Origin of the sequence: Anoxybacteroides voinovskiense (assembly GCF_014196205.1) — a bacterium.
Taxonomy (GTDB): Bacteria; Bacillota; Bacilli; order Bacillales; family Anoxybacillaceae; genus Anoxybacteroides; species Anoxybacteroides voinovskiense.
Window position 1 is genome coordinate 48,671 of sequence record NZ_JACIDE010000011.1, and the last position, 12,078, is coordinate 60,748.

The following is a 12,078-nucleotide window of genomic DNA, read 5'->3' on the forward strand; positions in this document are numbered from 1 at the left end:
ATTGGAGTTTGGACAGAAGGGGAGAGAGAATGAAGGTTTTTCTCGATTTGTTTTGGTTTTTCCGCCAAGAGAAAAAAGCATATATCACAGGCATCTGTTTATTAATGATTGTTGCTTTATTAGAGTTAGTCCCGCCGAAAGTCATTGGTCTTATGGTCGATCGTATAAAAAATGGAAATGTTACGATTGGTGTTCTTGGAACATGGTTGGTGGTGCTACTTGTTGTTGCCATATTATTGTATGTGCTTCGCTATTTTTGGCGCGTTTGCATTTTTGGTGCGGCAGCAAAGCTTTCTAGGCAACTTCGCAATGAATTGTATACCCATTTTACGAAAATGCCCCCATCGTTTTACCAACGAAAACGAATCGGTGATTTAATGGCACATGCCACGAATGATTTGCAGGCGATTCAACAAACGGCAGGCACAGGAGTGCTAACGCTTGTCGACTCCCTCTCACTCGGCGGCTTCGTCTTAGCGACGATGGCGACGACGATTAGCTGGAAATTGACCTTGATTAGCTTGCTTCCAATGCCGGTGATGGCGTTTGCGACAAGCCGTTACGGAACGATGGTGCACCAACGGTTTTTAAAAGCACAAGAAGCGTTTTCTTCGTTAAATGATAAAGTGCAAGAAAGCGTGAGCGGCATTAAAGTAATCAAGGCGTTTGGCTATGAGAAAGAAGATATGGAATCATTTCGAAAAAAATCGGCGGAAGTAGTAAAAGAAAATATCGCGGTGGCGAAAGTAGATGCCCTCTTTGATCCGACGATTTCTCTCGTTGTTGGTGTGTCGTTTTTCTTAGCGATCACCTTTGGTGCGAAAATGGTGTTAACTGGAGAACTGACGATTGGCGAACTCGTCTCGTTTACGACGTATTTAGGGTTGCTCATTTGGCCGATGCTTGCGTTTGGCTGGCTGTTTAACATCGTCGAACGAGGGCGCGCTTCGTACGATCGTGTGCGTCAATTGCTAGAAGAACAAAGAGTGAAAGAATCCGAGCAAGCAATCGAGACCACACCAAGCGGCGATATTACGTACGCGGTAGAGCGATTTACGTATCCGAATGATGCTGCTTTCGCCCTGCAACATATTCAGTTTACGTTAAAACGTGGAGAAACGCTAGGTATTGTCGGAAAGACGGGGGCTGGAAAGACGACGTTATTAAAGCTATTCGTGCGGGAGTATAGCGAATACAACGGCAGCATTCGATTTGGGGAGCATGAAATTAGCGATTATGCGCTTTCCGCGCTACGTGCGGCCATCGGCTACGTACCGCAAGATCATTTTTTATTTTCCGCTACCGTCAAAGAAAACATTGCCTTTTCGATGCCAAATGCATCGGACGATGAAGTGATGAATGCTGCAAAACTCGCCCACATTCATGACGATATCGCTCAGTTTGCAGACGAGTATGATACGATCGTTGGCGAACGTGGCGTTTCGCTTTCGGGCGGACAAAAGCAGCGCATTTCCATTGCCCGCGCGCTTTTGCTAGATCCGGAAGTATTACTATTAGATGATTCGCTTTCGGCTGTCGATGCGAAGACGGAAGAACAAATTTTAACATCATTAAAAGAAAAACGAAAAGGAAAAACGACAATCATTACGTCCCATCGGTTAAGCGCCATCCAGCATGCCGATTTGATTATCGTATTAGATAACGGGAAAATCATCCAAACAGGAACGCATGAAACGTTAATGAAGGAAAAGGGCTGGTATCGCGACATGTACGAACGCCAGCAGCTAGAATCGCTAGTCGAGCAAGGAGGGGGAAAATGGAACAGCCATTAACAGCGAAAGAACAGCGCCAAATATTACGGCGGTTGCTTTCCTATATGAAAAACGAGAAGCGTACGGTCACACTTGCTTTTTTCTTGTTAATCACGGCGACGGCTCTTGAACTTGTCGGACCGTATCTCGTCAAAGTGTTTATTGATGACTATTTAATCCCGCGCCACCTTGCCATTCGCCCACTGATTGTCATCGCTACAATTTACATCGGAACAATTATGATAAAAGCGGTTGTCACGTATTTTCAGCTTGTCAAGTTTCAAGAAATTGCGTTACGCGTCATTCAACAACTACGCATCGATGTATTTACGAAAATGCATGCGCTTAGTATGCGTTACTTTGACAAAACGCCAGGCGGAAGCATCGTGTCGCGCGTCACAAATGACACGGAAGCGATTAAAGAGATGTTTGTGGAAGTGCTTGCAAGCTTTGTGCAAAATGGGGTATTTGTGTGCGGCATTTTTGTGGCGATGTTTTTCTTAGATGTGAAGCTTGCCTTTTATTGCCTTTTTCTGTTGCCGGTCATTTGGTGGCTCATTCAAACGTATCGTCATTATAGCTCGATATTTTATAAAGATATGCGTGAACGACTAAGCGAGCTAAACGCCAAACTGAACGAATCGCTACAAGGGATGGCAATTATTCAAGTTTTTCGGCAAGAAGAACGGCTGCGGAAAGAATTTGCCAAAATTAATGACCTTCACTACCGGGCAGGGGTGAAAAACATGAAGTTGGATGGACTGTTGCTGCGCCCAGCGATCGATGTTGTGTATGTGGTGGCCATTATGGTTGTCCTTAGCTTTTTTGGATTGTCCGCGCTAGAAAGCCCGGTGAAAGTCGGGGTGCTTTATGCCTTCGTCAATTATTTAGAGCGCCTTTTTGAGCCGATTAATCAAATGATGATGCGCCTTTCGTTTTACCAGCAAGCGATTATCTCTGGATCACGTCTGTTTGCGTTTCTTGATCTGACCGAATTGGCGCCGAAAGCAGAAGCGTCTTCCGCAGCGATTGCCAAAGGAAAAATTGAGTTTCGTAACGTGAGTTTCTCGTACGATGGAAAACAAGACGTGCTCAAAAACATTTCGTTTACCGTTCAGCCAGGAGAAACAGTGGCGCTCGTTGGGCATACAGGAAGCGGGAAAAGTTCCATTGTCAATTTGCTTATGCGGTTTTATGAATTTGACCGCGGCGACATTCTCATCGATGGAATTTCGATTCGCGACTATTCCAACGCAGAACTGCGGAAAAACATCGGTTTAGTGTTACAAGACCCGTTTTTGTTTTACGGAACGATTCGCGACAATATTCGCATGTATAAGCAGTTGACGGACGAACAAATCGTAGAAGCTGCACGCCTCGTGCAGGCGCATGAAATGATCGAGAAATTGCCGAAACAATATGACCATCTCGTCGTCGAACGTGGCGCCGCATTTTCGAGCGGTCAGCGCCAACTGATTGCCTTTGCCCGCACGTTAGCGTGCAATCCGAAAATATTAGTGTTAGATGAAGCGACTGCGCATATTGATACAGAAACAGAAGAGGCGATTCAACAGGCGTTGAACAACATGCGGAAAGGGAGGACAACAATTGCTATCGCCCACCGCTTGTCTACCATTCAAGATGCCAATCAAATACTCGTACTTCATCGCGGGGAAATTGTCGAAAGAGGAACCCATCAACAACTATTAGCACAAAGAGGGCTGTATTATAGCATGTACATGTTGCAAAACGGGCAACTCGATGTCGAAAATTGCGTCTAAAGGAGCGCCTCGCTTCTACTGGTGTGAGGAGAGGCGTTTCGCCTTTTTCATATATTCGTTATATTGATTTAACAGCAAATCGAGCTCTTGGCTTAATTGAATCGTAATCGCGGCGTTCAGCCCGCTTTTTGCGACGACTTCCATTAATTCACTTCGCTTTTTTTCGATGAGCTGGAGCATTTCTTGTTTTGACACGGAAAACAAATCCTTTCTCTATAGAAGTCGGTATCGGTTGACAGTAATATACGTTATGCACGTATTATATACGATTTTGGTAATAAATTCAAAAGGGAAAAATTAATTTTTTCTCATTTACAACGCAAAAACTAACAAGAAAACTCCTTTTTTGATAAAATAAAAAAAAACGGAATTAGGAGTTGGAATGGATGGCAGACATCAATCTGTTTTTAGCGTTTGGCGCCGGCTTTTTATCGTTTATTTCCCCGTGCTGTTTGCCGCTTTACCCCGCGTTTTTATCGTACATTACCGGGGTATCGGTCGGCGAGTTACAGTCAGAGCAGGCGATGCTGCAAAAGCGCAGCTTATTACATACGCTCTTTTTTTTGCTTGGCTTTTCGCTTATTTTTATTTCGATTGGTTTCGGTACATCGCTCATCGGCGAATGGTTTAAACAATATCAAAATTTTATTCGACAAATCGGTGCAATTCTTATCATTTTTTTCGGTTTTGTCATTGTCGGGGTATTTAAACCTAGCTTTTTAATGAAAGATCACCGCGTGTCGTTTCGTAGCCGTCCGTCAGGGTATATTGGTTCTATTTTGATTGGGATGGCGTTTGCGGCAGGGTGGACTCCGTGTACTGGGCCGATTTTAGTATCGGTCATTGCGCTAGCTGCGACAAATCCAGGGTCCGGAATGCTATATATGGCAGCATATTCGCTCGGATTTGCTGTTCCATTTTTCATTTTGTCTTTTTTCTTAGGAAAAATGCAATGGATTCGCCGCCATCATGTGAAAATCACCAAAATTGGCGGATATGTGATGATTGTGATGGGGGTTGTTCTTTTCTTTGATTGGATGACGAAAATTATTGTCTATGCAACAAGCATTTTTGGTGGATTCAGCGGATTTTAATTGTCAAAATGGATCATTTATTGTCACTATATTTAAGTTGAAAAATTCTATTAGATTCGCTACATTGTTGCTTAGGACTGTTAACCCGTTATGCGGATTGGATGTAATAGGGGGATGAGTATGGCAAAAGTGTTGATTGTTGATGATGCTAAATTTATGCGAATGACGTTATCGAACATTTTAAAAAAAGCCAATCATGAAATTGTTGGAGAAGGGGAGAATGGGAAAGAGGCGGTGGAACTGTACCGGTCGTTGCAACCGGACGTCGTGACATTAGATATTACAATGCCAGTGATGAACGGCATCGAAGCGGTGAAGGCGATTAAAAAGCTCGATCCGCACGCGAAAATTATTATGTGTTCTGCAATGGGACAGCAAAAAATGGTTGTCGAAGCGATCGAAGCAGGCGCCGCTGATTTTATTGTCAAACCGTTTGAAGAAAGCCGCGTAATCGAAGCGCTTTCTCGAGCATTAATGTAGAAATAGAGAAGACGGTTCCTATATAATAAGACTACAAAATTTAGCAGCAAAGGATGATTACCGTTGGCAATTGTAAGTTCGGTTATAGCAGTAATAATGGCTTTTCTTATTTTATTTGTACGTATGAAAGCAGCAAAAAAGCCGACGAATGCGAAAAAAATTATTTTGCCACCGCTTTTTATGAGCACTGGCTCACTCATGTTTTTAGACCCGCTCTTTCGTGTGACGCGGGCAGAGCTTCTAGAAGCGATTGTGCTCGGCGCTTTTTTCTCGATTTTTCTCATTAAAACATCGAAATTTGAAATTCGTGATAACCATATCTATTTAAAGCGCTCGAAAGCATTCGTTTGGATTTTAGTAGGGCTTATTATCATTCGCTTAGCATTAAAATCATATTTAGGGAGAACGATTGATTATCATCAGCTCAGCGGAATGTTTTATTTATTGGCGTTTGCGATGATCGTTCCGTGGCGTGCTGCGATGTACGTTTCGTATAAGCGTTTAGAAAGACAATTGAAATATGACCCGACCATTCGGCTAACATAACAAAAAGATGGGGTTTCCCATCTTTTTGTTTTAGCTTAATAAATGTTTATATGGCGTAAGATCAATTTGTTGTTCGTTCAATGCTTTGACTAAAAATTTATGGTCGCGTTTTGGGGTTGCGATAATATAGCCGCGGATGACCAAATCTTTCGTAATCGCTGTCGCTTGCTCGTTCAGCGCAAGTTCGCCAATTTTTCCGGCGATTTTTTGCCGGGCGACATCGCGAAATAATTCTGGCACCGGCTTGACTAACTCTTCAAGTAGCGCCTTTTCCTCCGCTCCCCATAAATGCCGCGTTTGTGTAATGTAATATTCTTGCCAATCAAGCTCTGATTTTCCATCCGCTTTCGGTAGCCGCTTTAAAAACTTTCGGAACATAAAAAAGCCGCCAATCGACATCGTGACGAACAAAAAGACAACCCAAAACAAAATAAACCAAAGAAACCAACCTGTTAACATCTTCCCACCTCTATGAGTCCATTCTATGACTCATTATCGCGAAAATCGCGAGTTTTGGCAAGAATCACGGTTTTTTTCCGTCTGTTACGAAACTGTAATATAACTGTAAAGAAAAGCGCAGAAGCCTTATATATCAATGGATGGCGAAAAGTTATTTTCTCTGAAAGGGAATGAAAACCAGTGATTCACTTCTCGAAACATGCTAATCTAGTAAATGCGAACGGGAGCCAAAAAGCAACTATGAGGAGGAACCAATGGTAAAAAAATTTTTTGCAACACTCGCAGTAGTTTGCTGTATGGTCGTAACGTTTACTACACATGAGGGCAGTGCAGCAACCTCGTATACATATTACAAGGTGCAGCAAGGAGACTCTTTTTATAAAATTGCCCAAAAATATAAAACGACAATCACCGCTTTAAAAACGTTAAACAAACGAGCGAACGACCGACTTGTTGTCGGCGAAACGTTAAAAGTACCTGTAACGGCGAAAACAACAGTAGGAAAAACAAATTCGAAAGTAAGCATTACTGCCGAAGAACGGAAGCTTTTAGCGCAAATTGTTCAGGCGGAAACGGGGTTTAGCGAACCGTTCGCAGGAAAAGTAGAAGTTGCGCTTGTAATTTTGAATCGTGTCAAAAACCCTGCCTTTCCAAATACAATTAAAGGTGTTATCTATCAAAAAACAAACGCTGGCTATGCCTTTGTTCCTGTGCGAACAGGGAAATTAGCAAGCATTCAACCAACAAAACAAGACTATGCAGCGGTCGATCGGGCGTTAGCGCTCTTTCCGACGGATCAACGTCACTCGTTATATTTTTACAATCCAGCGGTGACGAAAGACAAATGGATGTTGTCAAGACCTGTGACAATCCGAATTGGTCACCATGTGTTTGCTAGATAAAAAAGAGGATGGAGTCATCCTCTTTTTTACATATCATGGCTTGAATTGTGCTTTTGCCGGGTGTGGTTATGGTTTTTCACTTTTTTCGATCCGTCTAGCGGCTCTGGTTGACCACTTTCTTTCGGTGCGTTTTTTCGCATATCTTTGCTTGTGTTTTTGTTTGTCATCGTCTCCGCCTCCTTCTGTTATTAGAATGGCAACATCGCTTTTTCTTTATTCATCGTATAAATTTCTAGCGATTTGACACGATAAGAAATACGAAAGCAGAAGGAGGGAAAGAATATGCCGTATCATAAAGATAAACAAGAAGCGTTCCAAGCAGCGGAAAAAGGGACGATGGAAGCGAAGGAATGGTACGATCATTTAGTGCGCGATCAAGCGGATTATGGAAGCCAGCTAAAGCATTTAAAACAAGAAGTAAACGAAGCGTTTGAACAAATTAACAACGCGATGGAAGTCGCCTCCGAAACGCAACGTATACGGCTTGAGCAATTCCGCCAAGATTTGCAAGGGATTGTCAATGAAGTGAATGGGCTGCAATGAAAAGGGAATGTCACTTGACATTCCCTTTTCACACGGTCGGTTAAGACAATTTGGAGGAGCATTATTGATTCTTTTTTCTTTTTTTGTTATTTTGCCGCTGCGCCTCTGTTAACGGTTCGTTTGCAAACTCTTCGTTATAGCCGGCCCCCATTCCTTGAGCGCTTGCTGCGTTCATCCCTGGAATGACGTGGTTTGCTTTTCGTTTTCCCATTTGTTTCACCCCCGCTAGTAGTTTGCGGCAGCAAGGAAAATTTATTCTTTTGCGTAAGAAACGAGGGAATAATTATTTACAATTCATAGTGGCTTATAATAAGATAAAAGCGTACCAATTTTACGGGTTTTGGGAGAATTCGTACTATTTTTTCGACGAATGGGCGGAAAAGTAGTATAGTATGAACTGAGGGGGTATACATATGGCAAAGCAAGATGTATTTAACGCCCGCGCTTCATTTGACGTAAACGGGAAAAAATACAACTACTACCGTTTGCAAGCGCTTGAAGAAGCGGGAGTCGGCAACGTTTCTCGTCTGCCTTATTCGATTAAAGTGTTGTTGGAGTCCGTTCTTCGCCAAGTAGACGGCCGCGTCATTACGAAAGAGCATGTCGAAAACTTGGCAAAATGGGGAACACCGGAAGTAAAAGACATCGATGTTCCATTTAAGCCGTCCCGTGTCATTTTACAAGACTTTACAGGTGTGCCTGCAGTCGTTGACTTAGCTTCGATGCGTAAAGCAATGGCGGATATCGGCGGAGATCCGTACGAAATCAATCCAGAAATTCCGGTTGACCTTGTCATTGACCACTCGGTGCAAGTCGATAAAGCAGGAACAGACGATGCGCTTGAGTACAACATGAACTTAGAATTTGAGCGCAACGCAGAGCGCTACAAGTTTTTGAAATGGGCGCAAAAAGCGTTTAACAACTACCGCGCAGTTCCGCCAGCAACAGGAATCGTTCACCAAGTGAACTTAGAATATTTAGCAAACGTTGTGCATGCGGTAGAAGGAGAGAACGGCGAATATGAAGCGTTCCCAGACACGCTCGTCGGTACAGACTCCCATACAACGATGATTAACGGTATCGGCGTACTTGGTTGGGGCGTTGGTGGAATTGAAGCAGAAGCGGGAATGCTTGGACAACCTTCTTACTTCCCAGTGCCAGAAGTTGTCGGCGTTCGCTTAACAGGCAAATTGCCAAACGGCACAACTGCGACAGACCTTGCGCTAAAAGTAACGCAAGTGCTTCGGAAAAAAGGCGTTGTCGGCAAATTCGTTGAATTTTTCGGACCAGGTGTTGCTACACTTCCGCTCGCAGATCGTGCGACGGTCGCAAACATGGCGCCAGAGTACGGGGCAACGTGCGGCTTCTTCCCGGTAGATGCAGAGGCGCTTGACTATTTGCGTTTAACAGGCCGCGACGAACACCATGTGCAAGTCGTCGAAGCATATTGCAAAGCAAACGGCTTATTCTATACGCCGGACGCAGAAGAGCCAGTGTTTACAGATGTGGTGGAAATCAACTTGTCTGATATTGAAGCAAATCTTTCTGGTCCAAAACGTCCGCAAGATTTAATTCCGCTTTCGAAAATGAAAGAATCGTTCCGTGAAGCGGTAAAAGCGCCGCAAGGAAACCAAGGATTCGGCTTGACAGAAGCGGATCTTGATAAAGAAATGACCGTTACATTAAACGGCGAAGAAGTGAAAATGAAAACGGGCGCGATTGCGATTGCCGCCATTACAAGCTGTACGAACACATCGAACCCATACGTGTTAATCGGTGCTGGTTTAGTGGCGAAAAAAGCGGTCGAAAAAGGATTAAAAGTTCCGAAATACGTAAAAACATCGCTCGCTCCAGGTTCGAAAGTCGTTACAGGGTACTTAAAAGATTCTGGCTTGCTTCCGTACTTAGAGCAAATCGGCTTTAACATCGTCGGCTACGGTTGTACGACATGTATTGGAAACTCAGGACCACTTGCACCTGAATTAGAGAAAGCGATTGCGGAAAACGACTTGCTTGTCACAAGCGTCCTTTCTGGTAACCGCAACTTTGAAGGGCGGATCCATCCGCTTGTGAAAGGAAACTACTTAGCATCGCCGCCGCTTGTCGTTGCATACGCTTTAGCTGGCACGGTCGACATCGACTTATTAAATGAGCCGATCGGCAAAGACAAAGACGACAATGACGTATACTTTAACGACATTTGGCCGACGACAGAAGAAGTAAAAGAAGTCGTGAAACAAACCGTCACACCAGAGCTGTTCCGGAAAGAATATGAGCGCGTGTTCGATGACAATGCACGTTGGAACGCCATCGAAACAACGGACGAACCGCTCTATCAATGGGACGAGGATTCGACATACATTCAAAATCCGCCGTTCTTTGAAGGGCTTTCTCCGGAAGTTCGCCAAGTTCAGCCGCTTACAGGCTTGCGTGTCGTCGGCAAGTTTGGCGACTCGGTGACAACCGACCATATTTCACCAGCTGGCTCCATCGGCAAAAACACGCCAGCAGGCCAATACCTCATTTCGAAAGGCGTCGATCCGAAAGATTTCAACTCTTACGGTTCTCGCCGCGGCAACCACGAAGTAATGATGCGCGGAACGTTTGCGAACATCCGTATTCGCAACCAAATCGCGCCAGGCACAGAAGGCGGGTATACAACTTATTGGCCAACAGGCGAAGTAATGTCGATTTACGATGCGTGCATGAAATATAAACAAGAAGGCACAGGACTTGTCGTTATCGCCGGCAAAGACTACGGAATGGGAAGCTCTCGCGACTGGGCGGCAAAAGGGACATTCTTGTTAGGCATTAAAACGGTAATTGCCGAAAGCTTTGAGCGCATCCACCGCTCGAACCTCGTCTTAATGGGCGTCTTGCCGCTTCAGTTTAAAGACGGAGAAAATGCGGAAACGCTTGGGCTTACTGGAAAAGAAACGTTCGAAATTCACATTGATGAAAACGTCAAACCGCGCGATTATGTAAAAGTAACGGCAACTGACGAAGCAGGCAACAAAAAAGAATTTGAAGTGCTCGTCCGCTTCGATAGTGAAGTCGAGATTGACTACTACCGTCACGGCGGTATTTTACAAATGGTATTGCGCGAAAAATTGCATCAGAAATAATGAAGAAGGGTGTCCTTGTTGGGCACCCTTTTTGTTAGAAAAAGACTATTTTTTATTGCTTCGTTTTGCCGCATTTTCTAATTCGCTTTTTGGGTCAGGTGTCCATCCGTCTTGTCCGAACCCTTGTGGATTAACGCCTGGTGCTTTCGTTCCGCGATTTTTTCCACCATTTTTCGCCATTGTTTTCACCCCCTTATGGATATCGTTGCCTATCGGTGAAAAACTATGTTTAAGAAAGCTTTGTCGAAAATATTTTTTTGGCAACCATAAGATGCAAGAAACCTTGATATATCAACATTTCTATAGGGAGGAGAGAAGACGATGAATCGTGCGTTAAAAACAGCATTATGGACGATTGCCTTTGCCCAATTTTTAAAAATCCCGTTGAAAAAATGGGAGACTGGAAAGTGGTGTTGGGCGCATTTTTTTGAAACGGGTGGGATGCCAAGCTCCCACTCCGCAGGCGTTTCGTCGCTAGCAACGTTTATTGCGTTGAAGCGTGGGATACGAACGGTTGATTTTGCGCTCGCGGCTCTTTTTGGCTTAATTGTCATGTATGACGCTCAAGGGGTGCGACGGCAAGCAGGGGAGCTGGCGATTCGCCTCAATGAGTTGGCGGAAGATGTAATGCGCCTCGAGCAAAACCCGAAAGAAACGCTATATGAGAAAAAGCAGGCACGTCTTCGCGAGCGGCTTGGTCATCAACCAATTGAGGTCGTTGGCGGGGCGCTGCTTGGAATGGCAACAGGTTTCTTGTCGTATGTATTCGCTCGAAAAAGCTAGCCATCGTCGAAAAAATGCGATAAGATGAAAGCGACTACATGAGTTGGGAGAGAGAGTATGGGGAAGCAAACGATCGCGCAATATTTTGCGTTTCTTGAAAGCAAAGGTTTTCGTTTAGAGGAAGACGTATTTCGTTTCGTGCAGTTTGGACAACAATATGCGCAGGCAAGCGACGAACTGACGATTATCGCGCTTGAATGGACGTTGAAAGTGCAGCGCCAATTTGATGGGAGTTTTTTTCTTGCGTTATTAGAGGAGTGGAAGCAACAGCAAATTACAACGCGCCAACAAGCGCGTTTGTTTATGAAAGAAAAAGGATTTATCACGAGTGTTGATTATCCATTATTTTACTAAAAACACAGAATCATTTGACTGAACACAAGCTTTTCTGCCTCTTCCCTCGAACAAGAACGCCGGCGGGCAAATGTCATTTGCCCGCAAAGCGTTCATTGTTCGAGGAGGGCATGCTAATACTCCCAGTCGGCAAGCGAACCGCTTGCCGACTACGGCAGAAAAGCTAGGAATAGAGCGATTTCAACTGGTTTTTAATGGTTAATCAACACGCCTGAGGATTTATTCACGAATAAAACCAT

General features: G+C 44.2%; 16 protein-coding genes. 11 read left to right on the forward strand and 5 right to left on the reverse strand.

Going from position 1 to position 12,078, the window contains the following annotated elements; genetic code table 11:
• Positions 1–29 precede the first annotated feature (29 nt).
• Positions 30–1,793 (forward strand): ABC transporter transmembrane domain-containing protein, encoded by a 1,764-nt coding sequence (locus GGR02_RS09250; RefSeq protein ID WP_183184446.1) that lies wholly within the window; start codon positions 30–32, stop codon positions 1,791–1,793.
• Positions 1,778–3,553, forward strand: coding sequence for an ABC transporter ATP-binding protein (locus GGR02_RS09255; RefSeq protein ID WP_183184447.1), 1,776 nt, complete (start codon positions 1,778–1,780; stop codon positions 3,551–3,553). Before GGR02_RS09250 ends, GGR02_RS09255 begins: the two co-directional genes overlap by 16 nt.
• 15 nt (positions 3,554–3,568) lie before the next feature.
• On the opposite strand, the gene GGR02_RS09260 is transcribed toward GGR02_RS09255, so the two are convergent.
• Positions 3,569–3,748 (reverse strand): aspartyl-phosphate phosphatase Spo0E family protein, encoded by a 180-nt coding sequence (locus GGR02_RS09260; RefSeq protein ID WP_183184448.1) that lies wholly within the window; start codon positions 3,746–3,748, stop codon positions 3,569–3,571.
• A 191-nt stretch (positions 3,749–3,939) separates the two neighbouring features.
• On the opposite strand from GGR02_RS09260, the gene GGR02_RS09265 reads away from it, so the two are divergent.
• The 3 genes from GGR02_RS09265 (at position 3,940) to GGR02_RS09275 (ending at position 5,673) form a co-directional block, all read left to right on the forward strand.
• Positions 3,940–4,647, forward strand: coding sequence for a cytochrome c biogenesis CcdA family protein (locus GGR02_RS09265; protein ID WP_183184449.1), 708 nt, complete (start codon positions 3,940–3,942; stop codon positions 4,645–4,647).
• A 120-nt stretch (positions 4,648–4,767) separates the two neighbouring features.
• Positions 4,768–5,127 carry a response regulator gene (locus GGR02_RS09270; protein WP_183184450.1) on the forward strand — a complete coding sequence of 120 codons (360 nt, stop codon included), beginning with the start codon at positions 4,768–4,770 and terminating at the stop codon, positions 5,125–5,127.
• A 63-nt stretch (positions 5,128–5,190) separates the two neighbouring features.
• Complete coding sequence (locus GGR02_RS09275; protein ID WP_183184451.1) at positions 5,191–5,673, forward strand: CcdC family protein; 483 nt, start codon at positions 5,191–5,193, stop codon at positions 5,671–5,673.
• Between the two features lie 30 nt (positions 5,674–5,703).
• On the opposite strand, the gene GGR02_RS09280 is transcribed toward GGR02_RS09275, so the two are convergent.
• On the reverse strand, positions 5,704–6,132 hold the full coding sequence (locus tag GGR02_RS09280; RefSeq protein WP_183184452.1) for a DUF2621 domain-containing protein: 429 nt from the start codon (positions 6,130–6,132) through the stop codon (positions 5,704–5,706).
• A 254-nt stretch (positions 6,133–6,386) separates the two neighbouring features.
• Here GGR02_RS09280 and GGR02_RS09285 point away from each other — a divergent pair, with 254 nt between their 5' ends.
• A complete protein-coding gene (locus GGR02_RS09285; protein WP_183184453.1) occupies positions 6,387–7,034 on the forward strand; it encodes a cell wall hydrolase in 648 nt (215 codons plus the stop codon).
• A gap of 26 nt (positions 7,035–7,060) precedes the next feature.
• On the opposite strand, the gene GGR02_RS09290 is transcribed toward GGR02_RS09285, so the two are convergent.
• A complete protein-coding gene (locus tag GGR02_RS09290) occupies positions 7,061–7,201 on the reverse strand; it encodes a small acid-soluble spore protein P (protein ID WP_183184454.1) in 141 nt (46 codons plus the stop codon).
• Between the two features lie 115 nt (positions 7,202–7,316).
• On the opposite strand from GGR02_RS09290, the gene GGR02_RS09295 reads away from it, so the two are divergent.
• Positions 7,317–7,577: a hypothetical protein gene (locus tag GGR02_RS09295; protein WP_183184455.1), complete on the forward strand. Its 261-nt coding sequence runs from the start codon at positions 7,317–7,319 to the stop codon at positions 7,575–7,577.
• Positions 7,578–7,638: 61 nt separating this feature from the next.
• On the opposite strand, the gene sspO is transcribed toward GGR02_RS09295, so the two are convergent.
• Positions 7,639–7,788, reverse strand: a complete 150-nt coding sequence (gene sspO, locus GGR02_RS09300) for a small acid-soluble spore protein O (RefSeq protein ID WP_183184456.1) — start codon at positions 7,786–7,788, stop codon at positions 7,639–7,641.
• A 202-nt stretch (positions 7,789–7,990) separates the two neighbouring features.
• Here sspO and acnA point away from each other — a divergent pair, with 202 nt between their 5' ends.
• The gene (gene acnA, locus GGR02_RS09305; protein ID WP_183184457.1) at positions 7,991–10,702 is read left to right on the forward strand and encodes an aconitate hydratase AcnA; all 2,712 of its coding nucleotides are present in this window, start codon (positions 7,991–7,993) and stop codon (positions 10,700–10,702) included.
• A gap of 45 nt (positions 10,703–10,747) precedes the next feature.
• Here acnA and sspL read toward each other — a convergent pair whose 3' ends face one another.
• Positions 10,748–10,882, reverse strand: a complete 135-nt coding sequence (sspL, locus tag GGR02_RS09310) for a small, acid-soluble spore protein L (protein ID WP_183184458.1) — start codon at positions 10,880–10,882, stop codon at positions 10,748–10,750.
• 141 nt (positions 10,883–11,023) lie between these two features.
• On the opposite strand from sspL, the gene GGR02_RS09315 reads away from it, so the two are divergent.
• The 3 genes from GGR02_RS09315 (at position 11,024) to GGR02_RS17530 (ending at position 12,041) form a co-directional block, all read left to right on the forward strand.
• On the forward strand, positions 11,024–11,485 hold the full coding sequence (locus tag GGR02_RS09315; protein ID WP_183184459.1) for a divergent PAP2 family protein: 462 nt from the start codon (positions 11,024–11,026) through the stop codon (positions 11,483–11,485).
• 57 nt (positions 11,486–11,542) lie between these two features.
• Positions 11,543–11,839 carry a DUF6123 family protein gene (locus tag GGR02_RS09320; RefSeq protein ID WP_183184460.1) on the forward strand — a complete coding sequence of 99 codons (297 nt, stop codon included), beginning with the start codon at positions 11,543–11,545 and terminating at the stop codon, positions 11,837–11,839.
• Positions 11,840–11,909: 70 nt separating this feature from the next.
• Positions 11,910–12,041: a hypothetical protein gene (locus tag GGR02_RS17530; protein WP_260175046.1), complete on the forward strand. Its 132-nt coding sequence runs from the start codon at positions 11,910–11,912 to the stop codon at positions 12,039–12,041.
• The last annotated feature ends 37 nt before the right edge of the window (positions 12,042–12,078 follow it).

What these genes read in the sequence shown, in the direction of transcription:
- GGR02_RS09250 (WP_183184446.1), top strand. Translation starts at nt 30, where the DNA reads ATGAAGGTTTTTCTCGATTTGTTTTGGTTTTTCCGCCAAGAGAAAAAA.
- GGR02_RS09255 (WP_183184447.1), top strand. Translation starts at nt 1,778, where the DNA reads ATGGAACAGCCATTAACAGCGAAAGAACAGCGCCAAATATTACGGCGG.
- GGR02_RS09265 (WP_183184449.1), top strand. Translation starts at nt 3,940, where the DNA reads ATGGCAGACATCAATCTGTTTTTAGCGTTTGGCGCCGGCTTTTTATCG.
- GGR02_RS09270 (WP_183184450.1), top strand. Translation starts at nt 4,768, where the DNA reads ATGGCAAAAGTGTTGATTGTTGATGATGCTAAATTTATGCGAATGACG.
- GGR02_RS09280 (WP_183184452.1), bottom strand. Translation starts at nt 6,132, where the DNA reads ATGTTAACAGGTTGGTTTCTTTGGTTTATTTTGTTTTGGGTTGTCTTT.
- GGR02_RS09285 (WP_183184453.1), top strand. Translation starts at nt 6,387, where the DNA reads ATGGTAAAAAAATTTTTTGCAACACTCGCAGTAGTTTGCTGTATGGTC.
- GGR02_RS09290 (WP_183184454.1), bottom strand. Translation starts at nt 7,201, where the DNA reads ATGACAAACAAAAACACAAGCAAAGATATGCGAAAAAACGCACCGAAA.
- GGR02_RS09295 (WP_183184455.1), top strand. Translation starts at nt 7,317, where the DNA reads ATGCCGTATCATAAAGATAAACAAGAAGCGTTCCAAGCAGCGGAAAAA.
- sspO (WP_183184456.1), bottom strand. Translation starts at nt 7,788, where the DNA reads ATGGGAAAACGAAAAGCAAACCACGTCATTCCAGGGATGAACGCAGCA.
- acnA (WP_183184457.1), top strand. Translation starts at nt 7,991, where the DNA reads ATGGCAAAGCAAGATGTATTTAACGCCCGCGCTTCATTTGACGTAAAC.
- sspL (WP_183184458.1), bottom strand. Translation starts at nt 10,882, where the DNA reads ATGGCGAAAAATGGTGGAAAAAATCGCGGAACGAAAGCACCAGGCGTT.
- GGR02_RS09315 (WP_183184459.1), top strand. Translation starts at nt 11,024, where the DNA reads ATGAATCGTGCGTTAAAAACAGCATTATGGACGATTGCCTTTGCCCAA.
- GGR02_RS09320 (WP_183184460.1), top strand. Translation starts at nt 11,543, where the DNA reads ATGGGGAAGCAAACGATCGCGCAATATTTTGCGTTTCTTGAAAGCAAA.
- GGR02_RS17530 (WP_260175046.1), top strand. Translation starts at nt 11,910, where the DNA reads ATGTCATTTGCCCGCAAAGCGTTCATTGTTCGAGGAGGGCATGCTAAT.